The following is a 26,355-nucleotide window of genomic DNA, read 5'->3' as shown; positions in this document are numbered from 1 at the left end:
AACCCCGGTCCCGCTCAGCAGCCCGTTCTCGGCATGCCGGGCTGCGGCCTGTCGCTCGGCCAATCCGTGGGACGTGCGGTGGGCTGGGGACTCACCGTCGGCTCCTCCGTCGGGCTGACAGTCGGCTCATCGGTCGGGGCGGGCGTCGGCTGTGGCGACTGGCCCTGATCCCCCTGTGGCAGCCAGAACACCGCGACAGTGTGCGCCGGCACATGTGCGGTCGCGGTCTGGGCATTCCAGGTGGATTGCTTAACCCTCGCGTCCGAGCCGCCAGCCTGGACGTCACTCAGCACGAGCTGCGCGCCCTCCAACCCTGGTACCCTCTGGTCGATGGCCTTGCCGGAAGCGTTGAAAACCGCGACGAGCTGGTCGAGCTTCGGATCCATGTCCTTCCCGCGCGTGTCGTCGATGTGCATCACGATCACCTGGTCTGAACCATGCTCGGTGCCTGAGACGGGGAAGGTGAGCTTCTCGCGAATCGCGTCGGCGCTGCCAAGCCGGAACAGTGGCGTCGACGCGCGCAGCCGCAGCAGATCCTGCGCCGCTGCGGACGCGGCACGAATCTGCTCCGGGCTCGGCTTGTTGGCCGGGTCGGCCAGCAGCGGCGCCATGATGCCCCACTTGTCGCCATTCTTGCCCTCCGGGGGTAGCCCCCGACCGAAGCCGTTGTCCTGCATCGTGAACTCCAGCAGGTTGAACCAGTCTCCGGAGTTATACGAATCCCGGTCCAGGCTCTTGCTGCGCAGCATGTCTGAGCCAGCGTGCCAGAACGATACGCCCTGCGAGAGCGCCACAGTGGATAGCGCCAGCGTGTTCAGCCGCACCCGCTCCTCCATCGGGGTGCCCGCAGGCACCTTGAGCGTGATCGTGTCGAAGAGCGTCTCGTTGTCGTGCGCGTCGACGTAGTTGACTACTTCGTCGGGCTCGTCTGCATAGCCGGCCGGGGCGCCGTTGTAGTCGATCTGCGAGCCCTTCACGATCTCACCGGTCTGCTGACTGCGCAGCGTGAAATCCCGCAGGTTGCCTGCAAGACCGATCTGCACGAGGTCGACGTCGTTGGCGGAGGCCCCCGTCGTCGCGAATCCTCGCTCGGTGCGCGGATCGTCGTCGAACGGGCCGCCGCCGCGCACGCCGTCACGGAGCCTGTCGTTGAACGTCCCGATGCCAGTGCCGCCCAGTTGCCCCTGGATGGCCTGCTCGAAGCGGGCGTTGCCGGAGACCTCGCCGAAGTCCCAGCCCTCGCCGTAGAGTGTGATCGCCTTGCCGTCGACGCCGTCCTTCTCCGGCGTGAGCTCATCGAGCGCGCGGCGGATTGCACGCATGTTCGGCGTGGAGTGATGCCCCATCAGGTCGAAGCGGAACCCGTCGACGCGGTAGTCGCGTGCCCACACAACAATCGAGTCCACCATGAGCTTCTGCGCCATCATGTGCTCGGTGGCGACGTTCTCACAGCAGGTGGACGTCTCGATCGCGCCCTTCGCGTCGAGGCGGTGGTAGTAGCCGGGCACGACCTTGTCGAGCACCGATTTCTCCCCCAGCCCCGACTGCGCCGTGTGGTTGTAGACCTGATCGAGCACCACGCGCAGTCCGACGTCATGCAGCCCCTTCACCATCTGACGAAACTCTAGACTCCGACGACCACCGTTGGCGTTCTCGGGCGTCGAGGTGTAGGAGCCCTCAGGAGTCATGTAATGGAACGGGTCGTAGCCCCAGTTGAACGCATCTGTGTCCGCCTGCTTCGAGACACACGCCTGCTGCTCCCGACTATCAGAGGCGTAGGAGGAGAGATCACAGTTCGGCTCGGTCCGCTCGGCCGGGTCCTCCTCGATGGTTGCGATGTCGAACGTCGGAAGCAGATGCACGGTGTTCAGTCCAGCCTTGGCCAGTTCCGTCAGATGTCTGCGCCCGGCGCCGTCGGCACTGAATGCCAGGTAGGAGCCGCGGATCTTCTCCGGGACACTCTCGTCAGAGATGGAGAAGTCCCGCACATGCAGCTCGTAAATACTCTGATCCACCGCGCTGGCGAGCTTCGGGCCCGTCGATGCGTCCCAACCCTCAGGCTTGAAGTTCGCCGCAGTGAGGTCGACATTCACCGACCGCTTCGAGTCGAGCGTAAGGCCCACGGAGTACGGGTCCGTGACGCGCGTCTGCTCAACCTTGCCGGTGGATGGCACGAACACTGTGACCTCGAACAAGTACTGGAATGCTCCCCAACCGGGATTGCCCTTCGCCTCCCACACCCCGGTGCTCTGGTCGAACTGCATCGCCTGGGTGACAGGCTCAGCACCGGTACGTCCTTCAGGCCAGACGAGCAGCGACACCTGGTGCGCGGTGGGCGCCCACAGTCGCACGACGGGATCCTTCGGCTTCGAGACGCCCAGCGTGACGTCGGCCGCCTTTGCGTAGAGCGTGTCAAGCACGCCCGCAATCTGCACCCCCGTCGCGTCCTTCACAGATCCGTCGGGGGCGAACCGCCCGACCGCCGCCTGTCCCTTCAGGATCTCTGCGGCTTTCGCAGCGCTCGCCTGATCGAGGCGCAGCGCGACGTAGTCCTTCAAGTGCGGATACTGCGTCACTACGGCATCAGGCAGCCCCGCCGGATCGACCGTAAGCGTGGTCTGGTCGCCGCCGGTGATGTCCTCGGCGTCGACGGCGAGCCCGCCGTCGTGGGCCCAAGCAAGCCGGAACTGGTCCTTCGAGGGGTTTGCTTCGTTCGGCCAAGCGATGAGCTCTGGAGTGAGCCAGTATGCCTTGGCCGCCTTGAGATCCGGCGCAACGCCGGCCTCGGATGTGTTCACCTGGATCTCGTGGGTGGCCAGCGTGTAGCTAATGGTCACCCTGGTACCCGCCTTCGGCACAGCGAACGCCACATTGTCTCCTCCCTCGGCACCACCAGCGCCATAATTCTCGTCCCACGACAGGCCATGGGCCACCTTCATCTCATAGTTGCCGGCGGGAAGCGCCGTCGATGACCAGGTGTAAACCCCATCGCCGTCGGGGTCGATCAGCCACGGCGCCATGCACGCCGGGTCCCAGTCCTTGGCGCAGCCCAGCTCCTCCTGCATGGAGCCTGCAGCAGTGATGATCGGCCCTTGGGCATCCGATGTGACGTAGTGGCGAGCGTGATCGTAGTAGAACGTCACCTTCTGGCCGGACGCGTCGTACGTGACGTTCGCTCCCCCGGGCTGACCCGCCGCGCCGTAGTTCTCATCCCACGAACGATTGATTGCCGCCTTGTACTCGTACGAGCCCTGCGGGATCGAGCCGAAGGTGCCTTTCCAGATGGAATCGTGCTCGTCAAGGCTCAGTTGTGCCTGATCGCAAGCGGGTGCCCAGTCGTCGTCGCAACCCATCTCCGAGTTGTGGCTTCCGGGGATAGAGACCGCAGCAGGCTGCGTCACTGGACCACCGGGCTCTGGGCTGTCGTCGCCAGCCGGGCTGGACGCCGCACCGACGATGCCCGCACTCGCGCTCACGGAGACATTGCCGGAAGTGTCCTTGGCGATGACACGATACTCGAGCACGGTACCCCTGGCGTAGCCGGTGACGTCGTGGAAGACACGGTAGGGAGCGTTGTCGTCGGTGCCGAGCACCTGCCACTTCGTGGTGCCAAGCGGACGCACGGCGAACGTCGTCTGCACAGGCGCGTTCTCCCGCACGTCTGCGACGATCTCGGCCCGCCCGCCGACGGTCGCACCGCTCGAGGGCTGGGTGAGGCTCACCTGTGGGGCAGCGTTGCGTGCAGCGATCGGAGCTTTGGCCTGCAGGACCATCGTGCTGAGCGCAGGCACGGTCACAGCGAGGCGACCGTCCGGGTCGGCTGTGAGCTGGCCCTTGCCACCGTGGATCACGTCAAAGGTGCCCCCATAGGTGGGGAGACGTACCGACTTGGGCTCGGTGGCGTTGTTACCGACGACGAGATACTCCACATTCTCACCCGCCTTGATGCGGCTGAAAGCGTAGACGCCAGCCTCCCCGCTCGCGTAGCGGTGGATCTGCGCCCCGTCGACGAGCGCGGGATGGGCTTTGCGCAGCGCAGCGAGCCGCGCGATCTGCTGGTAGAGCGGATGGTTGGTGTCGTAGCGCTCGCGCGCACCAGACTGTCCGCCCAAAACCTCTTCCTTGGCGTACTGCGCAGTCTTCGTCTGGAACATGTCCTGGCGCGCATCCTTGTCGCCGCCAGCGCCGATGAAGCCCTGCTCGTCGCCGTAGTAGACGACGGCATGCCCGCGGGAAAGGAGCATCAGTTCGTTGCTGAGCTTCACACGCGCCAGCAGATCGTCGCCGGAGAATCCCTTCTCCGCGAGCATCATCGCGGCACGCCCCATGTCGTGGTTGCCGGTGAACTTCACGAGCTGGTAAGCATTCGAATCGTTGTCGGTGTAATGGTCGTCGCTGCGGAACAGCTCGCGCAGGCCCGTCGTCGCCTTGCCCGCGGCGTAGTCGATCGCACGGCCTTGGAAGGGAAAGTCGAGTACGGATTGCAGGCGCCCCTTCGTGGTGAAGGTGGAGACATACTCCGGATTGCCATCAAAGACCTCGCCGAACATGAAGAAGTCCTTGTTGCCCTTTCGCGCGGCCTCCAGCACGCGGGGGCTGAACTCTTGCCAGAACTCGAGGTTGACGTGCTTGACGGTATCAATGCGGAATCCGTCGATGCCCATCTCTGCCCACGAGCGATAGATGTCGATCATGCCGTCGACGACTTCCCTGCGCTCGGTGAACAGATCATCCAGCCCATGGAAATCGCCGTAGGTGCTGGACTCACCGGCCCACGTCGAGTCGCCCCGGTTGTGATACATCGTTGGGTCATTGAGCCAGGCCGGTACCTTGACGTTGCGGTCGGAGGCCGTACGGAAGGTGGGCACGTACGGAAACGATGTTTTCTCGTCCAGCTTTGGGAACTCCTTGCCCGCCAGCTCCGCGTCGTCGAACTCCTTGCCGGAGGCATCCTTGTATGGACGCTGCTCCTTGGAGATGTAGTCGTTCTTGCCGCCCTCGTAGTCAATGACATCGGCGGTGTGGTTGGTGATGATGTCGAAGAAGACCTTGATGCCGCGCTGGTGGGCGTCCTTGATTAGCGCCTGCATCTCCTCGTTGGTGCCCAGATGCGGATCGATCTGGGTGAAGTCGGTGGTCCAGTAGCCGTGATAGCCGGCGCTGGCATCGTTGCCCGAGCCCTGGACGGGGCGATTCTTGAAGCTCGGGGTGAGCCAAATCGCGGTGGTGCCCAGGCCCTGGATGTAATCGAGCTTGTCCCGCACGCCCGCGATGTCACCACCGTGATAGAAGCCCTTGTCTGTGGGGTCGAAGCCTGTCTGGAGTCGGTCTGAGGTAAGTCCTCCGGCGTCATTCGACGGGTCGCCGTTGGCGAAACGATCGGTGAGGATGAAGTAGAACTGCTCGCCGGTGAGGGATGGCCGAAGCGAGTGCTGTGCGAGCTTCCGGTCCTCGTCGCCTGCCGTTGCGTCCAGTTTCACTGGCTGCACCGAGACCTTGTCGGTGGCGTCGTCAAACGTGAACTCCAGCTTCGCCGGGCCCTGCAGCACGAGCGGCAGGTTGTCGGCGGGGTGGGATTCGTCCCACGCGCCGTCGAGCGCCACCTTGTACTCCCACTGTCCCTCAGGCACGTCGAAGGAGCCGCGGTAGAGTCCGTCAGCATCGACGGCGAGCCTCGTTCGCGCACAGTTCGGCTGCCAGTCCTGCGAGCAGCCGAGCTCGTCCTGCAGACTGCCGACGAGCGTGACGCTGCGCTCCTCGGCGCTGGAGACGCTTGGATGGATAAGGGCGGTGCCGGCGCTCAGAGCGAGTGCCGTGGTGACCAGCGCGGCGAGGGTACGCTTCACTGCAAACTCCGATCCAGAGGGTGGGTACTGAAGGGTACGGGATAGTCCGCACACTAGTCGACGGTGGGCTCAACCGTGGGACTTGGGAAAATGTAATTGCGCACAGCCACGCCTTCGCCAGCGCCGTGCACCCCGACCCCGATGCGCGCGATGGGTACGCCGTTCCACCCCGACGACGCCCCTCGACAGACAAAAACGCCAGCGGCCCGACATGCGTGTGGCATGCCGGGCCGCTGGACCAACAGTGTTCGGTGTGAGCCTCAGGAGGCGGGCTTGGTGGCGCCGAGGTCGAGGTTGACCGACGGGCTCATCGTCGCCGAGATTGCGATACGGCGGATGTAGCGGCCCTTCGAGGAAGCCGGCTTGAGACGCAGGATCTCGTCGAGCACGGCGAAGTAGTTGTCCACCAGCTGCTGTTCGGTGAAGGAGGCCTTGCCGATGATGAACTGCAGGTTCGAATGGCGGTCGACGCGGAACTCGATCTTGCCGCCCTTGATGTCGGAGACCGCCTTGCCGGTATCCATCGTGACGGTACCGGTCTTCGGGTTCGGCATGAGGCCGCGAGGGCCGAGCACGCGGCCGAGGCGGCCGACCTTGCCCATCATGTCGGGCGTGGCGACGACGGCATCGAAATCGAGGTAGCCATCGGCCACCTTGGCGATGAGCTCATCGGTGCCCACCTCGTCGGCGCCTGCCGCCAACGCTGCTTCCGCACGCTCACCAGCGGCGAAGACGAGGACCCTAGCCGTCTTGCCGGTGCCGTGAGGGAGGTTAACGGTGCCGCGCACCATCTGGTCAGCCTTACGCGGGTCGACACCCAGACGCATCGCAACGTCGATGGACTCGTCGAACTTCGCCTTGGCCATGCCCTTGACAAGCTTGATGCCTTCCTCGGGCGAGTAGTGCTGGTTCACGTCGCGGGTTTCCGCGGACGCCTTGTAGTTCTTGCTGTGGCTCATATCTGGTTCTTTCTTAGATCAGCCGGGTTCGTATCCCGGTCCACCAGTTCTGGTGCGGGGAGCTCCCCTACCAGGAGAGATGTGGAATTCAGTCGGCGACGGTGACGCCCATTTGGCGAGCGGTGCCCTCGACGATCTTCACGGCCGCGTCGACATCATTCGCGTTGAGGTCGGGCAGCTTGGTCTGCGCAATCTCACGGACCTGGTCCTTGGTGATCTTGCCAACCTTGTCCGTGTGCGGCTTGCCGGAGCCCTTGCTGATGCCGGCAGCCTTCTTGATGAGCTCTGCGGCAGGCGGGGTCTTCGTTATGAACGTGAACGTGCGGTCCTCGTAGATGGTGATTTCCACGGGGATGATGTTGCCGCGCTGGGACTCCGTCGCAGCGTTGTACGCCTTGACGAATTCCATCATGTTGACGCCGTGCGGACCGAGTGCGGTACCGACCGGCGGGGCAGGCGTGGCAGCGCCAGCCTGCAGAGCAATCTTGACGATCGCCGATACCTTCTTCTTGGGAGGCATGGTGGGTCCTTACCTGTGTTGTTACTAACGCGCCGGAGCGTTTCCGGCGCAACGCCCTACCTTAGACGACCTTGCTGACCTGGCGGAATTCCAGATCAACCGGGGTCTCGCGGCCGAGAATCTCGACCAGAGCCCGAAGCCGGTTGGTGTTGGCGTTGATCTCGGTGATCGTGGCGTGCACACCGCTGAAGGGGCCATCGGTCACCATGACGGAGTCGCCGACCTGGAAATCAACGACCTCGACCTTCTTCTTCTGCTTCGACTGCTCGCCAACCTGCTCGGCGGCGATACGGGCCTTCACGGAAGGAGTAAGCATGTTCAGCACCTCGTCTACCGACAGAGGCACGGGGGTCTGCCCTGCCCCGACGAAGCCCGTCACGGAGGGCGTGTGGTGCACCACGCCCCAGGATTCGTCGGTCATGTCCATGCGCACGAACACGTAGCCGGGCAGCACGCTGCGCGTGACGACCTTACGGTTGTTGTTACGCACTTCGACCACGTCTTCGGTGGGCACGATGACCTCGTAGACGTCGTCGCCACCGTTGTCGGCCATCGATTCGGCGCGGGCCTCGATGTTCTGCTTGACACGCTTCTCCATGCCGGAGTAGGTGTGCACGGCGTACCAGTCGCCGAATTTCCCCTCGAGCTCATCGCGAAGCTCAGCCAGCGCGGCCTCGAGCGCCTCGTCGGCGTCGGCAACTTCATCGGCCTCGTTCTCAACCTCGTCGGTGTCATCACCGTCGAGGTTGAGGTCTACGTCGATGCCGTCAGAATCCGTCGAGGCTTCGTCGGATTCGGATGCTTCTGCTTCAAAGACGATGTCGAAATCGTCACCGGCAGCATCTGCGTCAGCCTGGGCTTCAGCCTTGAGCTGCTCAACATCAATCTCGCCAGCATCTGCGGCGTTATCGTCGTACTCGCTCATGCGTTCTTACTCCCTAGGATTTGCAGCAGGCCCCACCCAAATGCTCCATCGAGCAACGTTACGTAGGCAATCACGAAGAGCACGAACACCAAGACGGCAGTGAAATAGCCCACCATTGCAGGCCATGTCGGCCACACAACCTTCTTCAGCTCTCCGACGGACTGCTGGACGAAATGCTTTGGATTCTTCGCCTTGTACGGATCGACATCATGCTCACGTCCGGCATCTTTACGTTTCCGGGTCGCCGTGCCCTTTTTCACGGGGGCCTGTACGGTGCGACGCTTCACGGGCTTCGACGACGCATGCTTGTCAGCGGGAAGATCCTTCTCCAGGTCGTCGATCACCTGGTCGTCAGCCGCAGGACTATCGTCGACTGCTGAGGCATCAACGTCGGATTCTCCGGCGCGCGTGGGCTCGTCGAGCGAAGGCTCGTTAGGAGTCTCCTCTGGCGACTTGTCGCTCACTTGATGTCCCTTCGCTAACAAACAAAATGCCCCGCGGCTCGGTGCCGAAAGGCGAACGGATGGAAACCAATCCATCTCGCAGGGCAGGAGGGACTCGAACCCCCAACCTGCGGTTTTGGAGACCGCTGCTCTGCCAGTTGAGCTACTACCCTAGGCTCCACCATGGCTGTATGGGGACAGCCGGGCGGCGGCGACGGAATCGCCGAGGTCCAACTATAGCCGCAAATCCCCGACTGTGCGAACGGCAGCCGAATGCCGTCTGCCACAACTCAAGCCAGCGACGCCATCCAAGCGCGGTGCAACTCGGCGTACGCACCCTCCCCGCCAGCAACGAGCTCATTCGGGGCGCCGTCTTCGATCACCTCGCCGTGCTGCAGCACGAGCACGCGGTCAGCAATCTCGACGGTGGACAGCCGGTGCGCGATGATGATGGCCGTCCGATCCGCGAGGATCGTCGCCAACGCCCGCTGCACCAGTCGCTCGCTCGGGATGTCCAGCGAGCTGGTGGCCTCGTCGAGGATCAACACGGCGGGGTCTGCCAGCACCACCCGCGCGAATGCGACGAGCTGCCGCTGCCCAGCTGAAAGCCTCGAGCCGCGCTTGCCAGTATCGGTGTCATAGCCGTCAGGCATCGCGCGGATGAACGCGTCGGCGCCGACGACGGCTGCCGCCCGCTCGATCTCCTCGCGGCTCGCACCAGGACGACCGAAGGCAATGTTGTCGGCGATGCTGCCGCCGAAGATGAAGTTCTCCTGCGTGAGTAACGTGACGTGCTGGCGCAGCGTAGCGTCGTCCAGATCGCGCAGGTCAACGCCATCAAGCGTGACGGCACCGCGCTGCGGATCGTAGAACCTGGCAAGTAGTTTCGCGATCGTCGTCTTGCCCGCTCCCGTCGTGCCCACCAGCGCCACAGATTGGCCGGCAGGGATGTCCAGGGAGAGGCCGGGCAGCACCAGCTTCTCATCGAGGTAGCCGAACCGGACGTCTCGAAACTCGACGGCGCCACTCGCGCTTGGCATGGGGACGGGCTGCTCGGGGTCCGCAACTTCGGGCTCTTCGGCCATGACGCTGGCGATCTTTTCGAGCGCCGTCAGTGCCGACTGCAGCGAGGACACGAACTGGCCGATGTCTTGCATCGGGTCGTAGAACATGCGCAGGTAGAGCACGAAGGCCGCCATGACGCCGACGGTGAGCTGGCCCTGGATCACCATCCAGCCGCCGACCAGCACCACAACGACGGTGCCGAGATGCCCAACAAATTGGAAGCCAGGCATGGCGATTGCGAAGACGCGCATGGCCTTGATGTTGGTGTCGCGGTACTCCCCCGCCACCTGCTGGAACTGCGCGCGCGAGCGAGGTTCGCGTCGAAACGCCTGCACGGCTTTGATGCCAGTCATGGTTTCTACGAACTGCACAATCGTGGTGGCCGATTTGGTGCGCACGGCGCGGAAGCGTGTGGTCGAGGCGCGCGCGAACCACGTCAGCAGTGCGAACAGCAGCGGGTAGGTGCAAAACGCTGCCAGCGCCAGTCGCCAGTCGAGCCACAGCAGCAACACGGTCGAGCCGATGATGGTGAGCGAGGATGCGACGATCACGTCCAGGCCGTGCATCACGAGCTCCTGCACGGCCTCCACATCGGAGGTCATGCGCGAAATCGCGCGCCCCGAGGTGTACTTGTCATGAAACCCGATGGACAACCGCTGGAACTGCTTGAACAAGCGGCGCCGCAAGGTGAGCAGCAGCCCGTTGCCGGCCCGGCCTGAGCCCCGGATGAACCACACCCGTCCGATCACCTGCACCACCACAGCCACCGCCATCGCGACGAGCAACGTGTTCAGCAAGGAGCCATCGCCGGCCGCTAGCTGTGGCATGCCCTCATCCAGCACCTGCTGCACGAGGTACGGGATGGCAAGGCTCGCCAGTGACTCGGCGATTACCGCGATCGCAAGCCCCACGCCCACCCACTTGTAGGGGGCGATGAGTTCGACGAGCAGCTTGCGGCTGGCTGGGCGCAGCGTCACCGTCGCGTCTTGTTCCTGCTCGATCTCTTCCTTCTTGCCGCGCCACGATTCTGTGTCGGTGTCGGAAGCGATTGTTTGACTCTGGCTGCTCATGCATGTACCCCCAATCCCGGCTCGATCTGGTAGTCGGCAGACAGCAGCTCGCGATACTCAGGCACGTTCGCGAGCAGCTCGGAGTGCTGCCCGACGTGGGCGATGCGCCCGTCGACGAGCATCGCGACGCGGTCTGCGAGCAGCACCGTCGATGCGCGGTGCGCCACGACGATGCCCGTCACGCCGACGAGGGTGCGTTTCAACGCTTCCTCCACCTCGGCTTCCGTATGGATGTCGAGCGCGGAGAGGGTGTCGTCGAGGACGAGCACCTTCGGTTTCACCAAGATGGCGCGGGCGAGCGCAAGGCGCTGGCGTTGGCCGCCGGACAGGCTGAGCCCCTGCTCGCCGAGCCGCGTGTCGAGGCCCCAGGGCAGGTCGTAGACGAACTCGGCCTTTGCGACGCGCACAGCCTCCTCGATCTCCTCGTCGGTGGCTTCGGGCCTTCCGAGCGTCAGGTTTTCCCTGGCGGACATCGAGAACAAGATCGGCTCTTCAAAGGCGGTGCCGATGAGCGAGCGCAGCTGGGTGAGTTCAAGGTCACGCACGTCCACGCCATCAAGCTCGATGCTGCCGCCCGTCACGTCGAGGAGCCTCGGGATCAGCGCGACGATGGTTGATTTGCCGGAGCCGGTGCCACCGACGAGCGCAATGGTCTCCCCCGGCTCGATCACGAGGTCCAGGTCGTGCAACGTCGAGAAGGAGGCGTCGTCGAACTGGAAATCGACGTTGCGGAACTCGAGCTTGCCGCGCGGATCTGCAATGGTGCGGGTTCCGGAGTGGATGGTGATGGGCTCGTCGAACACTTCCTTGACTCGATCTGCTGCGGCTGCGGCCTCGCCAGCGAAGCTCAGCAGGAAGCCCAGACCGCCGATGGGCCACGCAATCGACAACAGCAGCGTGACGAATGCCACCACCTGGCCGAGGGTGAGTAGCCCCGCTGCCGCCGCGTAGGCGGCGCCACCGGAGACGAGCACCAGCAGCACGTTGGGGAACACCTCGAGCAGTGTCCACAGCACCGACGCCAGATTCTGCCGACGCACGCCGAGCTCTCGCAGCTTGACCGCGCCGCCGTCGAACTTGTCGAACGCGTACTTCACACGCCCGAACGAACGGATTACCCGCACGCCGTGGAGGGATTCTTCGGCGAGGCTCGCGATGTCGCCGGTGGCGTCTTGCACCTCGCGGGAGATGCGTGCCGAGCGCGTCACCAGCCCCCACGTGACGAGCACGACGGGAACAATCAGCACCAGCACGATCATGCCGAGCTGCCAGTACATCGTCACCATGATGGCGAGCACAACGATGATGCGCAGCGAGTCGAGGATGAGCATGAGCAGGCCGAACGACATGAACCGTCGCAGCAGGCCGAGATCGCTCATGATGCGGCTGAGCAGCTGGCCAGATTCCCATCGTTTGTGGAAACCCATTTGGAGCGCCTGCAGCTTGTCGAACAGGTCAAAGCGCATCGAAGCTTCGATGTGGCTGGTTACATCCGACATGATCCAGCGCCGCAGCCAGTTGACACCCGCGTCGAACGTGCCTGCCAGTAGGATGAGCAGCCCGCTCAGCAGAATGCCGTTGATGTCTCGGTGGGCGATCGGGCCGTCGACGGCACGCCCCAGCAGCAGCGGAATAGCCACCGACACCAGCACACCGATGGGGGTCAATACCAGGACGAGCGCGAAACTCATCCAGTGCGGGCGGACATAGCGCCACAACATCACCAGTGACGAGCGTTCCTTGCCCCTAGTTGTCTCGTGGCTGCGCATGTGAGCCGACTCTACTGAGCTTCGCCGTCGGGCCGCAAAGGTGCCCTTCCTCGTGGACGGCTCACATGCCGAGCAGGCGGCCCCAGGTCATCGTCGCGACGACGCCGGTGGTCGGAAGCTTGTGGCGGCGCTGGAAATCCAGCACGGCCTGTTTCGTCGTCTCGCCGAATACACCGTCGATAGCGATATCGCGGTACCCGGAGTATTGCAGCTCTTTCTGGAGCGCGACGACGAGCGGGCCGCGGTCGCCCCGTTTCAGCGTCGGGACGAGATGTTTCCACGTTGCAGCGTCCACGTCGCCGCTGATCTGCCTGAGTTTCATCACGTCTGATTGGTAGTAGGCGACGGCATCTTGCGTCGTCCAACCGTAGCTACCGTTTTCGACGATCTTGCGGCCCATGCGGGCATTCAGCAGGCGCTGCAAGGTGGTGACGTTGGTGTTGACGTTGCCGTGGGTCTGTGGCAGGAAGTCACGCGTCGAAACCGGCAGCTGGGTGGAGGGCTTGGACACGCCGCCCACGTCGTAGCGGTACAGGTTGTGCGACTTCATGATGCTGATGACGAGTTCGGAGTAGCGAGGGTCCGTCGCGTACCCGCCCTTGCGCACCTCGCGCACGAACTGATCGGGGTTGTTCTGGTAGTCAAAGGCCTTGCGGTAGCGGCTCAGCGAGCGCAGGAACTGGCCGAAATCCTTGATTGAATCACCCCTGCTCGCATATGTGCGGAAGCTGGAGACCATGAGGTAGCGGGTGCCGTCCTTGCGGTACTCGTAGCTGGAGAAGTTCTGGCAGCCCTTCTGGAACTGCGATTTGTTCTTGCTGCACTTGATGTTGAACAGCGTGTTCACAGGTGCGTTGGCCATCGACGACCTGCCCCACCCGGTTTCGAGCGCTGCCATGCCGATGGCGACGGAGGCCGGCACCCCGGTTGCCCGCTGGTTGTCCTGCGCGGCCTGCACGAGCGAGGCGATGAAGTCGCTGCGTTTGCTGGCATGCGCCGAGGGTGCGACGGCGGCCGCGAGAGCGAGCCCAACCGCCACCGCCACAGCCAACAGTGCTCGCAGCCCACGCATGCTCTCTCCTTAGATCGACGAATCGAAGGCGAGGCTAGTTGGGTGTGTGTCTTGGATGGAAGTGTCTCAACTTGAGGTTGAGGTGTGTTACTTGAGGGTTACTCCGACGAGGTTCACCTCGGGCTCGAGGCGGATGCCCGTGCGCGCCTCGACGCCGTCGCGCACGTGGCTGGCCAACGCGACGAGTTCCGTTGCGGTGGCGCCTCCTCTGTTCGTGAGGGCGAGGACGTGCTTCGTCGAGAGCCCTGCGTTGCCCATGCGGAGCCCCTTGTCGAAACCGGAGTGCTGGATGAGCCAGGCGGCGCTGGTTTTCGTGCGGCCGTCCCCTGCGGGAAAACGCGGCGCGGCCTCAGGCAGCGTGGCGACGGCATCGGCGTCGAGGATGGGGTTGGTGAAGAAGCTACCGGCCGACCATGTGTCGTGATCGGCGTCGTCGAGCACCATCCCCTTGCCTGAGCGGATGGCGAGCACCGTTTCGCGCACCTTCAGCGATTCGGCACGCTCCCCCACCGCTACGCCGAGGTGCCTTGCCAGCTCCGGGTACCGGATGGGCGCAGACAAGTTGCCGAGCTTGAACTGGAACGTGACCTCAACCACCACCCATCGGCCGGGGTTGCGCTTGAACACGGAATCTCGGTACCCGAACTCGCAGTCGGCGGCGGCAAACGTGCGGAACTGTTTCGTTTCGCGGTCCCAGGTGCGCACCGAGTAGATGAATTGGCTCACCTCGATGCCGTAGGCGCCGACGTTTTGGATCGGAGTCGCCCCCACGCTGCCCGGAATGCCAGACAGCGCTTCGGGCCCAATCCATTCCTGCGAGATCGCATGTGTTACGAAATCGTCCCAGACCTCACCAGCTCCGACGGTGATCACCGCCCCGCCGCACTGGGACACCGTGCCGCGCACCCCGGTGATGCCCATGCGCACCACGACGCCGTCGAAGCCGGCGTCGGCGACGAGCACGTTGGAACCGCCACCGAGGATCAGCACCGGGGTGCCCTGCTCGTCGGCTTCGCCCACGATGCGTGCGACGTCGTCGGGAGTGTTCGCGACGACGAAACGCTTCGCCGGTCCGCCCACGCGCAAGGTGGTGTGATCGGCGAGCATCGGAGTGGAGTCGACATCCACCGCGCGCGGGGCGCGGGAGACCGTCGTCATGGCGCACTCAGTCAAGGCGCACCTCCACGCTCGCGGCGCCGAGCACGGCGTCGTCGCCGCAGGTTGCGGTGAGCGCCAGTGTGGCGTGGCCGTCCTCGACGCTCTTCACCGTCGCGGTGTAGACCACCGCGGTGCCCTCGTCGGTATCAGGCACAACGACGGGCTTGGTGAAGCGAGCGGCGTACTTGGTGATGCGCGACGGGTCACCCACCCAGTCGGTGACGACGCGCAACCCGGCACCCATCGTCCACATACCGTGCGCGAGCACGCCGGGCAAACCCAGCGCCTTCGCCTTGCGGTCGGAGAAGTGGATCTCGTTAAAATCTGTCGACGCGCCGCTGTAACGCACCACACCCTGGCGGGTGATGGGCACGCGAAGCTCGCGGGAATCACCGACGTTCATGCTGTCTCCTCTCGGGTGTGCATCAGTGTGGAGCGCGCCACCGCGCAGGTTTCTCCACCGACGGTGAGCTCGACGGCGACGGTCACCATGTCGATGGACCCCCGGTTGCGCACCTTGTCGATGCGCAGTTCGGCCTCGACGACGTCGCCTGGGCGCAGCGGCTTCAGGAACTCGAAGCGCTGGTCGGTGTGGATGGTGCGGTTGAGCGCCAGCCCGAACCGAACGTCACCGAAGAGCACCTCCCAGGCTTGCGCGGCGATAATGGCGGCGAAGGTGGGAGGGGCGACGGGGTGCTCGCCGAAGTAGGCGGTGTTGCCGTCGCCAAGCGCGACGGCGAACTCGGCGATCTTAGCTCGACTCACCTCATAGGGCGGCGGCTTCGGGAGCGTCAGTCCTTCATGCTCTGCGGTGATAGGCATGCGGCAAGGCTAGCGCGGAGATGACAAAACGACCGCACGAGGCGGTCGTTTTGTTCGGTGAACCGTTGGTCAGCGGGTTTCGCGGTGAAGCTGATGCGTCCTGCAACGCGGGCAGAACTTCTTCATCTCCAGGCGATCCGGCGTGTTGCGGCGGTTCTTCTTGGTGATGTAGTTGCGCTCCTTGCACTCGGTGCAGGCAAGCGTGATCTTCGGACGAACGTCCGCGCCCTTCTTGGCCATGATGTCTCCTTGACTCTGCGCGTGCTGCGCTTGTTGTATTCGCCGGCTGTGGTGACGAGAGCGGGACTTGAACCCGCGACACAGCGATTATGAGCCGCTTGCTCTACCGACTGAGCTACCCCGTCAGGTGTTCCTACGTGTCCGAAGGAACCGAGCCCTCACGCAGAGTCGAACTGCGGACCTCATCCTTACCAAGGATGCGCTCTACCACTGAGCTATGAGGGCTAGCGAGGGTCAAAGTTACACGAGCGAGCTGCGGACCGCCAAATCGGCGTTTGCCCGCTTCGGGTATCTGTTCCCGCCGCCCGTAGCGCAAGACCCCGAGCCCATCCGACTCGGGGTCTGGTGGCAGGTGTTGGATTCGAACCAACGTAGGCGAACCGACGGTTTTACAGACCGCTCCCTTTGGCCACTCGGGCAACCTGCCGTGCGCAATGCGCCTGGCAAGGCTAGCACTTGCGTCCTGGCCCCGGCAAAACTACGGGGTGGGCGAGCGCTGACTCGGCGCATTGACTATGCGCCACCCGAACATTTCGTCGTGCGCATATGCTGTCGGCACCCACCAATGAGGAGGAACACCCCATGGCAGCAGAGAGTTCATTCGATGTCGTGAGCAAGGTCGACCGCCAGGAAGTCGACAACGCCATCAACCAGGCCGCCAAGGAGGTCCGCACCCGCTTCGACTTCCGCGACACCGGCGCCTCGATTGCCTGGGCAGGCGAAGGCATCGAGATGGAAGCCTTCACCGAAGAGCGCGTCAAGGCCGTGCTCGACGTGTTCCAGTCGAAGCTGGCGCGCCGCGGCGTGAGCCTCAAGGCCCTCAAGGACGACGAGCCTCGCGCCTCCGGCAAGGTGTGGAAGATCAGCGCCCACATGGAAGAAGGCATCTCCCAGGAGAACGCCAAGAAAATCTCCAAGCTGATCCGCGACGAAGGCCCCAAGGGCGTCAAGGCGCAGATCCAGGGCGACGAGCTGCGCATCTCGTCGAAGAAGCGCGACGATCTCCAGGCCGTGCAGAAACTCATCCGAGACCAGGACTACGACTTCGCCACCCAGTTCGTGAACTACCGCTGAGGCGCTCGGTAAGCTCGCCCCATGCGAATCGGCACCCACAATGTGAACGGCATCCGCGCGACGATGAAGCGCGGTTTCAAGGAGTTTTGGGCCTCGGCAGGCGCCGACGTCGTGTGCCTCCAGGAGGTGCGCTGCCGGGCCAAGGATCTGCCGCTCGACGCGTTCGACGGCTGGCACGCCATACTCGAGTTGGGCCAGCTGGCGGGGCGCAACGGTGTGGCTATCTTGACCCGCCAGCCCCCTGCCGCTGTGCGCACCATTCACGGCGGCGGAGCCCACGTCGTCGCGGATGGCGAGCTGCAGGACATCCCGACGGAGGCCACCGGCGGGCGCGACCTCCAACCCGCTGCCACACACGGCAGATACCTGGAGGTCGACCTCGCCGATGCGCCGCTGCGCGTGGCATCGCTGTATCTGCCCAAGGGCTCGGCATTCCCGTACGACGGCGAGGACGAGCCGAAGTACAAGTTCAAGATGCGCTTCCTGCGCGGCCTGGCTCGGCAACTCACCGCGTCTCGTCGCGACGCGGCCCGGCAGGGCCGCGAGTTCCTCGTCGTCGGGGACTTCAACATCGCCCGCAGCAAGCTGGACATCAAGAACTGGCGCAGCAATCAGAAGTCGGAGGGTTTCCTGCCAGAAGAGCGCGACTGGATCGCCTCCGTGCTGGGGCCGAGGACGCTCGTCGACGTGCAGCGCCAATTGGCGGGGGACGTCGACGGGCCGTACTCCTGGTGGAGTTGGCGCGGTCAGGCGTTCACCAACGACGCCGGCTGGCGGATCGACTACCACCTGGCCTCACCTGGCCTCGCGAAGGCCGCGACGGCTGCCCTGACCGCCCGCGAAGCCAGCTACGACGCGCGTCTGAGCGACCACGCCCCGGTGATCGTCGACTACGCGCTGTGACGTAGCGTTCAGCTCACCATGTAGTTGATGGTGGCGAGCACCTCGCTCGACACCGACCTCGGCACCGCCGACCATGGCACGTGGCGCATCCCGGAGAAGAAGTCGAGCCTCGCCTTGTTCCTTGGATCCACGCCGTAGTCAAGGACGCCCGGATCCTGTTCGCCTGCGAGCAGGTAGGCGCAGTCGAAGGCCTGGTCGTTCTGCTCACCGGGCGAACCGCCCACCCACATGCCGGGATCGAACTGGATCACGGCGGTGACATCTGCGGCATGGAAGTATTTGCCGTACAACACGTACACGCCCGCGTCGAGGACTTCACCTCGACTCCAGTCGAACTTCTTGAACCCACCGATGAGCTTGCCTGCGGGCAACGGCCCCTCCGGCAGGCCGTGCAGCAGCAGTTCGTCCCTCTGGTCCTCGGGCAGCGTGAACACCTGCCTGGAGAGCTGCGGGAACGCCTCCACGAGCTCGTAGTCGGCTTGCACCGACGCCCAGCTGGAGCGCTCAGCTTCCGAGAGATCCACCGGATGCACGATGCCGAGTGTTCGCCCGTCAAGTGCCACGGGTTCGTCGTCGATGTCCACGAGCTGCCCGTCCTCGTCGATGCGCCCCAACGCGACGCGGCTCTCGCCGTCGTAGATGCTCCACACCACCGACGACAACAGCCCGCGCAGCAGCGGGTGCGGCGCGATGTAGGTTTCGAAATCGGCTGCTTCCCAGCGCCGGCCGGAAATCATCGCGTTCTCGAAGCGTTTGTTCTGGATCTTCGCCAGCCCGGTGACCGTCTTCTTCAGCGCCGTGTACTCCGCCTTCGCGTCCTCGGCGAGTTGCGCGTCGTCGGACTGATTGGGCTTCGGCAACGAGGTGCGGGGCTTGCCGGTGGGGCGCCCGTCCTCACCGATGAAGCGCACCACGACCTTGCATTCCGGGGTCACGCTGGCAAGGAACCGCCTCGGCCCGAAACTGAACTCGCGCGTACCGCGCTCGTCGAGGCCACCGTCGGGAATGATGCGATCCTCCAGCTGGTCGCGGGTAAACCCCATCTGCTCCGCGATCTCACCCATCACCTCACCAGCACGCCTCTTGATGCCCGCAAACTTCACCTTCGCCGCGATACCCGCAATCGCCTGCAGCGCACCTTCCGAACCAACGTTGCGCAGCGCACCCAGCCCGGCGACCGCACGCTGGTGCTGCGACACCCCTGGCCATTCGCGGATCATCGGCGTCAGGTGGTGCACGAAACGCTCGTCGCCGACGCACCCCGCGCCAGTCATGAGCCACCTGTCCTTCCACGGGGCTCCGTTCGCAAGCCACATGTCCAGCAGCGCGACGGCGAAGGCGTCGCGGTGATGCACTAAGGCGTGCTCCCGCAGCGCCGCCAGCAACGGCTGGTCGCGGTCGTCTGCCTGCATGGCCTCGATGACGAACCGGGCTTCTTCTTCGCCCAGTCTCACATCGTCTACGACAATCGGGGGTAGCCCTGCAACGTTCAGATACTCGGGAAGCTGGTTCGGCATGGTCACGGTACCTAGTGCTTCCTGCCACCACGGAGTCGATGGATCAAAGGCACTCAGCGAGGATTCCTCAAGTACTTCCTGGGCCACCTGGCACACACCGCCGGAGGCCTGCTCGACAAGGCGTTGCAGCTGCTTAGTGGGCAGGGGGCGTAGCAGTCGAGCGATACCGGCGGCCTGTTGCACGCTGAGGTCGGCTGCGAGCACCTGTGCCAGGTGAGATTCCAGCCATTGCTCAGCAGCAGCGGCGTGCCGGGTCTTGGCGATCTCAAGGAACAGTGGCACCGCGGCAGGCCCGTGCAGCCTGGAAGTGAGGAGCCGCAGCGAGGCGTCCGCAGCGTCCTTATCAATCTTGCCGAGGTCTGAGGCGAGCTTCGAGAAACCGAGCGGCCCGACGTTGATCACCCATGCCAGAGCTTCATACTGGTAATAGCCAAGGTGGACGCCTAGGCGTTTGGCGTGCTGGAGTCGCTCCTCAGGCGTGGCGTACAGCAACGGCAACATAGCGGTGTCAATGTACGGCCGGCCACACGCACCAGCTGACAGCGCATCGAGGCTGGCTCGAATGTCGTCCTCTCGCCCGCCGAGCAGCCGGGCGAAGAACATCCGCACTCCGACGGAGTCGCGCGGCTGACGCTGAGGGTTCACGAGTGGCCCTCGCAGCGCGTCGGCAAGCTCTAGCTTCTCCGCCTCGGGGATGAGCTTCCAGATTGCGCGCAGCGCCAGCACCGTCGTGGCGTGTGCTTCGTCACGATCTAGCGCCCAAGAATCGTACAGACCCTTCGGATCGTCTTTGAGTTCCTTCGCGCACTTCACCAGGGGCTGGTCGCCCGAGGCCTGCGAGAGAATGAGGCACAGCCCCTCGGGCGGGATCCTGTTCGATGCCGGCTCCTGATAGGTGTTTGCACCCAGCGCTGCGTTAGGGTCGAGGAAGAACTCAGACCACCACTTGGCGCACTCGGCGCTGGGGTAACCGTCGAAGGGTTCACCCGAGAGGGCCCAGCCGCTAGCGTAAATGTTCGAGGCTTCCTCCCATTCGCAGACCTCCCGAGCCCGAGCGGCAGCCTGTTCGGGGCTGAAGGGCGAAGTGTCTTGCGGCTGCTCGGGATCAGCCGACAGATCCCAGCTTCGTTCCCACCAGAACAGCTCCAGGCCAAGGTCGTGTGCATCCCCTGTCGGAGTTATGGGAGCTGCGGGGGACTCGACGCTCTCGGCGGGTTTCGGCTCGTCGCGCTTGGCGGTTGCCTTCGGCGCCGAAGTGTCCGTGACGTTCTCCGACGGCGTGAGCGGGCCCTCGACGGTGCTCTCCTCGTCGACGTACCCCTTCTTCAGCTTCGCGGCCACCTGCTTCTCTGCGTCGGCTAGGGCCTTCTCTTCGGAGGGGTAGGCCTTGGTCTTCGTGGTGCCGGCGGTGCCACGTCGTCCGTAGACCACGGTGACCTGCTCCCCCACCTGATCGATGTACCAGAACTTGTCCGAGGTACCTTCAGTGCATACCAGACGTCGCTGCATGTCGAAAGCGTACAGCAGGGGTGGTGCAACTTCGGTCAGACCAGCGTCCGCCCAAACGCGCTCGCCAGGAGCAGCCGACGCAGCGCCTGCGCGTCGTGACGCTCGGCGAGACTGGCGATGAGCGACGATCCGACGTCGCGGGCACGCCGGGTGAACTCGTCGAAGATTCGAGCGTCGCTCTCCAGCCTGTCGAGCCCCGCGAGCAGGGCGGTGCCCAACAGCTCGTCCAACGCTACCAGGAGTGCGGCAGGGCTGGTGAGCGGGCGATCCGTCGCATCGGAGGTTGGCACGTTCGAGCCAGCAACCGGGTCGGCGATCTGCGGCTGCAAGCTCCGGTTGTCTGCGCTCACGAGCGTCGGCTCCACGGTGACTCCCCCGCCGCCCCACCGCCACACGCCGGCGACGAAGCACTCGTCAAGCACGTCGGTGCCCACCACGTCGCACCACGCCGCGAGTGCGGAGGCACCGTCGGAACCGGCCCCGGCGGTGGGAAGCTGCAAGCGCGCGGAAGCGCCGTCGCAGTCCTCCAGCGAAGCGACGAAGGCGGCGGTGACGGGATCAAACCCGAAGTCAACGATCCGAGTGCACCGCACCACAGCGAGCCCCGTGCCGGCTGCGCGGTCATCGAGGATGGCGGGCAGCCTCGTCTGCTGCTCAGCCAGAACGGCCAGCGAATCAGCCAGATACGGCGGAGACAACTCCCCCAGCGCGGGGCTGGACATGGGTGTCGAGCGGCGGCGACCGGGCAGAAAGTTGCCCCATCCGTCACGCCTCCCGCCCTGCACCAGCACCTGCCCGCCGCCCCACTGTGCGAGCGAGACGCTCCCGACCAGCCGCCTGGCAAGCGCCGCCGGGCTGAGAACATCGTCCTCGACGCGTTTCCTCACCCGCATGGATGCCCCGCTGCGGGCATCGACGACGTGCGCGATGACCTCGCGCCAACCAGCCCCCTCCACCACCTGGCAGCCGAGCCCGATAAGTTTGCCCCGCGACAGCGCAACCTCGCGGGCGGCGGAGCCCGCCACGAGCCGGTCGGGAATGCGTTCTTCAAACCCACCTCGGAGGCTTTCTGCCCGCGCCAGCAGCTCACCGAGCAGCCTGACAAGCCGAGTCGGATCAAACTGCACGCTCCGCGACGCGTGGCGTTCCTGTTCATGCACCAGCTCGTCGACGAGGGCAGCCAGGTGAGGCATCTCCGCCTGTTGCAGCTGCGCACCGAGCCGCTGCCAGCCGGCCCGCAGCGCAGCTTCGCCAGCCTCCACACCAACCTGGAGCAGGGCGTCGATCTGCGCGACGATGCGCGTCAACAGGGTCTCGTCTGGCCTCCACCCGTCGCCTGGGAGCTCGCGCAGCCCAGTCTCCCCGAAGGGCGCGCCCCGCGCGGCTTCGACGGCGAGGGCGACGTGGACGCATGGGTCGGGGTCGGCGCAAGTGCAGCGCACGTAGCGGAGATCGTCGCCAGCCAGGAAGCGCACGGTCACCGCCACGGGGTGATGCAGGCGCACCACCGCGATGTCGTTGGTCACGCCCACCTGCGCGAGGATCCCGGCGGAGGCAAGCCCGCGCGCCTGTGCCTGGAGGCGCCCGAGCGCTGCGGCAAGGGCCTCGTCGGTGATGCTGCCGGGGTCGAACGGCGCCGCGGTTTGCGCCTCGGGTGGGTGGGGTTGTTCGTCGTGGGTCTGCGTCTGCGCCCAGCGCTGATAGGCGAGCACCGCGCGCACGAGGTGCCTGCACTCAGTACCTGCCAGGCAGGTGCACGGCCAGTCGCCGAACGGCTTGTTGGCCAGCAGCTCGCAGCGGGTGCCGTCGTCGGCAGTCACGACGACGGTGCCATCATCGCGCGTCTCAACGGTGCCGTCGAACCCATCCAGCTCTTTGAGCGCGCGCCGGAGAGTGCCCTTGTTGGTGAGATCCGCCAAGACGCTCTCGCTGAGCTGGAGCAAGTCGTCGCGGATCATCGCATGACCTCCCCCACCCAACTGGCCAGCTCGAACGGCGTCATCACGCCCACGTGCGCGCCGAGATGCGCGAGTTCCCGGCCGAGCGAGGTGTCGTACGTCGCCTTTCCCGACGAGTCAAGCGCACCCAGGATGAGCACCCGCACGCCCTCACTGACGAGCCTGCGCACCGCCGCCTTGAGCTGGAACACTGAGCCGCCCTCGTACAGGTCGGTCACGACCACCACCATCGCCCGACGCGGCGTATCGACGAGCTGCTCCGCGTAGCGCACGGCTCGGTGAATGTCGGTGCCGCCGCCCAGCTGCACCTGCATGAGCGTCTCGACGGGGTCGATCACTTCGCTGCTGAGATCCACCACCTCCGTGTCAAACGCCAGGAGGTGGCTGCGCAGCGCCGGAATGCCGTGGAAAATCGACGCCGTCACCGCCGAATGGATCACGGAATCCAGCATGGAGCCCGACTGGTCTACCGCAATGATGATCTGCCAACGCTCCGAATGACGCTTCGTGCGCGACACAAACACCGGGTCGGCAATCACGAGTTTGCCGAGAACCGGCGACCACCGTTTGAGGTTGGCGCGGATCGTCGCCACCGGATCAAAGTTGGTGGCCACCTTGTGTCGGCTTCGACGGTGGGGGTCCAGGCGGCCCGTCACTGCGCGGCGCACGTCGGTGGCGAAGAGTTCGACGAGTTGCTGCACCACCTTGCGCACGATCTGTTTCGCTGCGGCGAGCACTTCCTGGTTCATGAGGTGCTTCGTCGAGAGCACCGCCTTCAGCAGGGTTTCGGATGGCTCGATGCGTTCGAGCACCTCCGGGTCGGTCACGAGCTCGCTCAGCCCGTAGCGCTCCAGCGCGTCGGTCTGGATGCGTTCCTGCACCGCGCGTGGGAACAGCTCGCTGATTTCGTTGATCCAGGTGGGTACCGTGAGCTGCGACGGCCCGTCACCGCCCAGGAGATCCACGGTCTCCCTGTCGTAGAGGAAGTCCAGCGACGCCGCGCGGCGGGCGTCGACCCCCGACAGCTCGCCCAGCTTCTCGGATCCGTCCCCCAGGATGAGCCGCCAACGGACGGCACGTGCGTCGCTCACCAGACCTCCTCGCCCAAGAAGCCGCGGACGTGACCAAGCAGTGCTTGCTCGAAGCTGGCCACCGCCATCACGTCGTCGGAAGAGCCCTCGAATCGCCGAAGCACGTCGTGGCCTTGCTCGCCCAGCAGCTGATGGGCGATCTGGGCGCGCTCGCGCGGCGGATACGCCGAGAAGGCACGACGCAGCCCCGGCAACGCCGCGAGGAAGTCGTCGTCGTGGAAGCTCGTCACCGCCGCGTCGAGAGCGCTCACGAATTCGCTCCTGCGCGTGGCGGCTTCTCTCGCCACCGTGAGCAGCCCAAACACAAAGTCGCCCAACTCCGCTGGGTTCGCCAGCAGCGTGATCGACGTGGAGAGGGCCTCGTCGCCCTCCCCCTCCAGGAGCCACTGGGCGCCGGTGCCGGCGCCACGCAGCGCCGCTGCCTGGTCTGGCGAGTCGCTGATGTGATGCAACGCTCGTCGCCACGCTGCACGCGCCAACGGCAAGTCCTGGCAGCGTTCGATGACGTCAACCCCGCTGCGGATGGCCGCTATGACGGGGTCAGTCGATGGTGCGTCGGGCAGCGCCCCGACGCGTTCCACGAGCATGGCGAGGCGTTCGAAGGCGACGGTGATGAGCGCACCGAGGTCGGCCCGCCCGGTGGTCTGCCACAGTGCGTCGTAGCGGTAGAGGCGCAGCAGTGAACGCAGTGCGTCGCCAAGTCCGCCGATGTTGCCGGTGGTGGCAAACAGCGTCTCGGTGCGGGCTTGGAGGGCAGTGCCGAGGTCGTCCACCCCACACAGTGCCGCACGGAGCATGAGTTCAGCGGCGGCGCGCGGATCGTCGACGATGTCCACGGCGTCGGCGAGTAACCGCGTCGTCACGGCCTCATCGCGGGTGCCACCATACTTGGAGGCTGCGACGAGCGAGCTCTCGTATTCGGGGGTCCACCACAGCCGCCAGTGCTCCACGCCGTCGGTATCGGCGCTGCGCACCTGGGCGCCGACGCGCACATCCAGTGCCAGGAGGCTGTGGAGCAGCCTGGAGCCGCGAAGGCCGTCGTCGCTCGTGAGGTCTACCTTCGCGATGCGCTCCTGCGGATAGGGAGTGAGCCCCAGGGCCTCCAAGTCTGCGACGAGTTCCACCACCAGCGGCGGGCGACGGGTGCCGGGCGCGAGCTGACCCACGCGGTTGCCGCGCAGAATCTCGTACACCCTCGCGACGAGCGGGTGGGCGGCGCCGTCGTCGTCCTTCACCAGCGCGCTGATGACCCCGTCGACAAGATCCGTGCGCCATACTTCCCCATGCCCGCGAAGGGAGGCGAGCGCCTGCGCAGTGGTGGAGACGGCTATGAGGTCGGCGACGGAGATCCGCTGCTTGGAGTCACGAAGCCCCTCAGCAATGTCTTTCAGCAGCCGCTCCGCGGTTCCCGTGCGCCCGGCACATCGGTCGGCGTGCAGCGCTTCGTAGAATCCGGGGTTGCGTTGGCCGGCGTCGTAGCCGGTGAGCGCGTCGAGGGCGGCGTAGGACGTCGGGGTGAGTGCGACGCCGTAGCGTTCGTCGTCGGGTGATTCCCAGCGGGCAACGGGCTCGAAACCGGTGGTCAGGCACCGCCGCAGCCCGGAGATATGGGATGCTCCGCACACGACGAGCATCGTCCCCGACGTACCTTCCTCGGCCTCGCGGATACGGGACGCCATGTAGCGCTCGCGCTGCAGCGTTTCGTCGCTGTCGTTTCGCAGCATTTCCCCGAGGCGTTCGATCCGGGCGCGGTAGTCTTCCAGGCCGAGCGCGGGATCGAGCTCCAGGAGTTCGTCGATCAGGGCATCGACATCGTCGACGCCCACCTCGCGAAGCAGTGGTTCTAGCGCCGATTCCTGCAGTTCGGCCGGCTCGGCCAGTAGGTTCGCTGCGCTGGCGTGCTCGGCCCGCGAGCCCCAGGGCAAGTCGATGAATTGCAGAGGAAGGCCCCGTTCCTGTGCGGTGCGCACAGCCGCCCACTCTGGCGCGTAGGCGCTGAACGGGTAGAACGCCCCACGTCGATCGGACCATTGCTCACTGCCCGGTTCCGCGTGCGCGTGCATCGGCGCCCAGGTGTAGATCATCACGGGGAGCGTGTGCGGCAGCCCCAGCTCATCCAGGTAATCGTTGTACTCGCTCGGCCCTTCGACGAGCACCGCTGCGACGTCGCCAGCGCGGATTCGCTCAGCGACGAGCCTCGCCCCGGCCGGCGAGTGGTGGCGCACGCCAAAGAACTCAACCTGTTCAGCCACGGTCAATCCAGCAGCGCATCCTGCGCCTCGCGCGACGGCCGCTGCACCTGCTTCGTCATGGATGTCCCTCCTGGGCGACCAGCCTAGCTGGATCAAGTGGTCAGGGGCAGTGGTCGAGGTGCCTCAGCTTCGCAGCCTCTCAGCATCGCAGCCGACGAGGCA

At 65.1% G+C, this 26,355-nt stretch carries 18 protein-coding genes and 4 tRNA genes; 2 read left to right on the top strand and 20 right to left on the bottom strand.

All coding sequences use genetic code 11. The features are described from left to right. Positions 1–14: 14 nt before the first annotated feature. From pulA to Q0X61_RS00660, 16 genes are all read right to left on the bottom strand, one after another. On the bottom strand, positions 15–5,846 hold the full coding sequence (gene pulA / locus Q0X61_RS00735) for a pullulanase-type alpha-1,6-glucosidase (protein ID WP_297739306.1): 5,832 nt from the start codon (positions 5,844–5,846) through the stop codon (positions 15–17). Positions 5,847–6,106: 260 nt separating this feature from the next. Continuing rightward, positions 6,107–6,805, bottom strand: a complete 699-nt coding sequence (gene rplA / locus Q0X61_RS00730; RefSeq protein ID WP_297739303.1) for a 50S ribosomal protein L1 — start codon at positions 6,803–6,805, stop codon at positions 6,107–6,109. Positions 6,806–6,893: 88 nt separating this feature from the next. Next, positions 6,894–7,325, bottom strand: coding sequence for a 50S ribosomal protein L11 (gene rplK / locus Q0X61_RS00725; RefSeq protein ID WP_297739300.1), 432 nt, complete (start codon positions 7,323–7,325; stop codon positions 6,894–6,896). A gap of 61 nt (positions 7,326–7,386) precedes the next feature. Next, positions 7,387–8,250 carry a transcription termination/antitermination protein NusG gene (gene nusG / locus Q0X61_RS00720; RefSeq protein WP_297739296.1) on the bottom strand — a complete coding sequence of 288 codons (864 nt, stop codon included), beginning with the start codon at positions 8,248–8,250 and terminating at the stop codon, positions 7,387–7,389. Further along, positions 8,247–8,714, bottom strand: coding sequence for a preprotein translocase subunit SecE (gene secE / locus Q0X61_RS00715; protein WP_297739291.1), 468 nt, complete (start codon positions 8,712–8,714; stop codon positions 8,247–8,249). Before secE ends, nusG begins: the two co-directional genes overlap by 4 nt. A 79-nt stretch (positions 8,715–8,793) precedes the next feature. After that, positions 8,794–8,866 (bottom strand) — tRNA-Trp (locus tag Q0X61_RS00710). Between the two features lie 117 nt (positions 8,867–8,983). Next, positions 8,984–10,828, bottom strand: coding sequence for an ABC transporter ATP-binding protein (locus tag Q0X61_RS00705; protein ID WP_297739288.1), 1,845 nt, complete (start codon positions 10,826–10,828; stop codon positions 8,984–8,986). Beyond that, a complete protein-coding gene (locus Q0X61_RS00700) occupies positions 10,825–12,597 on the bottom strand; it encodes an ABC transporter ATP-binding protein (RefSeq protein ID WP_297739285.1) in 1,773 nt (590 codons plus the stop codon). Before Q0X61_RS00700 ends, Q0X61_RS00705 begins: the two co-directional genes overlap by 4 nt. Before the next feature lie 61 nt (positions 12,598–12,658). After that, positions 12,659–13,669 (bottom strand): glucosaminidase domain-containing protein, encoded by a 1,011-nt coding sequence (locus Q0X61_RS00695; protein WP_297739282.1) that lies wholly within the window; start codon positions 13,667–13,669, stop codon positions 12,659–12,661. An 87-nt stretch (positions 13,670–13,756) separates the two neighbouring features. After that, complete coding sequence (locus Q0X61_RS00690; protein WP_297739353.1) at positions 13,757–14,827, bottom strand: UDP-N-acetylmuramate dehydrogenase; 1,071 nt, start codon at positions 14,825–14,827, stop codon at positions 13,757–13,759. Between the two features lie 7 nt (positions 14,828–14,834). Beyond that, entirely contained in the window at positions 14,835–15,230 is a 396-nt protein-coding gene (locus tag Q0X61_RS00685) for a MaoC/PaaZ C-terminal domain-containing protein (protein ID WP_297739280.1), read from the bottom strand. Next, positions 15,227–15,649, bottom strand: coding sequence for a MaoC family dehydratase N-terminal domain-containing protein (locus Q0X61_RS00680; protein ID WP_297739277.1), 423 nt, complete (start codon positions 15,647–15,649; stop codon positions 15,227–15,229). Before Q0X61_RS00680 ends, Q0X61_RS00685 begins: the two co-directional genes overlap by 4 nt. 69 nt (positions 15,650–15,718) lie before the next feature. Continuing rightward, on the bottom strand, positions 15,719–15,889 hold the full coding sequence (gene rpmG, locus Q0X61_RS00675; RefSeq protein ID WP_297739275.1) for a 50S ribosomal protein L33: 171 nt from the start codon (positions 15,887–15,889) through the stop codon (positions 15,719–15,721). 49 nt (positions 15,890–15,938) lie between these two features. Then, positions 15,939–16,014 (bottom strand) — tRNA-Met (locus Q0X61_RS00670). Between the two features lie 28 nt (positions 16,015–16,042). Next, positions 16,043–16,114, bottom strand: a tRNA-Thr gene (locus Q0X61_RS00665). A 118-nt stretch (positions 16,115–16,232) separates the two neighbouring features. Next, a tRNA-Tyr gene (locus tag Q0X61_RS00660) sits at positions 16,233–16,316 on the bottom strand. Between the two features lie 155 nt (positions 16,317–16,471). On the opposite strand from Q0X61_RS00660, the gene Q0X61_RS00655 reads away from it, so the two are divergent. Both Q0X61_RS00655 and Q0X61_RS00650 read left to right on the top strand, forming a co-directional pair. Then, a complete protein-coding gene (locus Q0X61_RS00655; protein WP_297739272.1) occupies positions 16,472–16,963 on the top strand; it encodes a YajQ family cyclic di-GMP-binding protein in 492 nt (163 codons plus the stop codon). A gap of 21 nt (positions 16,964–16,984) precedes the next feature. Continuing rightward, entirely contained in the window at positions 16,985–17,866 is an 882-nt protein-coding gene (locus Q0X61_RS00650) for an exodeoxyribonuclease III (protein WP_297739269.1), read from the top strand. 8 nt (positions 17,867–17,874) lie between these two features. Here Q0X61_RS00650 and Q0X61_RS00645 read toward each other — a convergent pair whose 3' ends face one another. The 4 genes from Q0X61_RS00645 to Q0X61_RS00630 are packed head-to-tail and all read right to left on the bottom strand — an operon-like array spanning position 17,875 to position 26,193. Beyond that, the gene (locus tag Q0X61_RS00645) at positions 17,875–20,892 is read right to left on the bottom strand and encodes a WGR and DUF4132 domain-containing protein (protein ID WP_297739266.1); all 3,018 of its coding nucleotides are present in this window, start codon (positions 20,890–20,892) and stop codon (positions 17,875–17,877) included. A 35-nt stretch (positions 20,893–20,927) separates the two neighbouring features. Continuing rightward, entirely contained in the window at positions 20,928–22,850 is a 1,923-nt protein-coding gene (locus Q0X61_RS00640; protein WP_297739264.1) for a hypothetical protein, read from the bottom strand. Continuing rightward, complete coding sequence (locus Q0X61_RS00635) at positions 22,847–23,941, bottom strand: VWA domain-containing protein (RefSeq protein WP_297739261.1); 1,095 nt, start codon at positions 23,939–23,941, stop codon at positions 22,847–22,849. The genes Q0X61_RS00640 and Q0X61_RS00635 overlap by 4 nt, the downstream gene beginning before the upstream one ends. Further along, positions 23,938–26,193, bottom strand: a complete 2,256-nt coding sequence (locus Q0X61_RS00630; RefSeq protein ID WP_297739257.1) for a DUF5682 family protein — start codon at positions 26,191–26,193, stop codon at positions 23,938–23,940. The genes Q0X61_RS00635 and Q0X61_RS00630 overlap by 4 nt, the downstream gene beginning before the upstream one ends. Positions 26,194–26,355: the final 162 nt, after the last annotated feature.

This window comes from uncultured Tessaracoccus sp. (assembly GCF_947255005.1).
Classification (GTDB): Bacteria; Actinomycetota; Actinomycetes; order Propionibacteriales; family Propionibacteriaceae; genus Arachnia.
The sequence above is the reverse complement of the archived record's forward strand: the minus strand, read 5'-3'. Positions and strand labels throughout refer to the sequence as shown.

Coding starts and splice junctions, on each gene's coding strand:
- rplA (WP_297739303.1), bottom strand. CDS start 6,805: ATGAGCCACAGCAAGAACTACAAGGCGTCCGCGGAAACCCGCGACGTG.
- rplK (WP_297739300.1), bottom strand. CDS start 7,325: ATGCCTCCCAAGAAGAAGGTATCGGCGATCGTCAAGATTGCTCTGCAG.
- nusG (WP_297739296.1), bottom strand. CDS start 8,250: ATGAGCGAGTACGACGATAACGCCGCAGATGCTGGCGAGATTGATGTT.
- Q0X61_RS00705 (WP_297739288.1), bottom strand. CDS start 10,828: ATGAGCAGCCAGAGTCAAACAATCGCTTCCGACACCGACACAGAATCG.
- Q0X61_RS00700 (WP_297739285.1), bottom strand. CDS start 12,597: ATGCGCAGCCACGAGACAACTAGGGGCAAGGAACGCTCGTCACTGGTG.
- Q0X61_RS00695 (WP_297739282.1), bottom strand. CDS start 13,669: ATGCGTGGGCTGCGAGCACTGTTGGCTGTGGCGGTGGCGGTTGGGCTC.
- Q0X61_RS00690 (WP_297739353.1), bottom strand. CDS start 14,827: ATGACGACGGTCTCCCGCGCCCCGCGCGCGGTGGATGTCGACTCCACT.
- Q0X61_RS00685 (WP_297739280.1), bottom strand. CDS start 15,230: ATGAACGTCGGTGATTCCCGCGAGCTTCGCGTGCCCATCACCCGCCAG.
- Q0X61_RS00680 (WP_297739277.1), bottom strand. CDS start 15,649: ATGCCTATCACCGCAGAGCATGAAGGACTGACGCTCCCGAAGCCGCCG.
- rpmG (WP_297739275.1), bottom strand. CDS start 15,889: ATGGCCAAGAAGGGCGCGGACGTTCGTCCGAAGATCACGCTTGCCTGC.
- Q0X61_RS00655 (WP_297739272.1), top strand. CDS start 16,472: ATGGCAGCAGAGAGTTCATTCGATGTCGTGAGCAAGGTCGACCGCCAG.
- Q0X61_RS00650 (WP_297739269.1), top strand. CDS start 16,985: ATGCGAATCGGCACCCACAATGTGAACGGCATCCGCGCGACGATGAAG.
- Q0X61_RS00645 (WP_297739266.1), bottom strand. CDS start 20,892: ATGCAGCGACGTCTGGTATGCACTGAAGGTACCTCGGACAAGTTCTGG.
- Q0X61_RS00640 (WP_297739264.1), bottom strand. CDS start 22,850: ATGATCCGCGACGACTTGCTCCAGCTCAGCGAGAGCGTCTTGGCGGAT.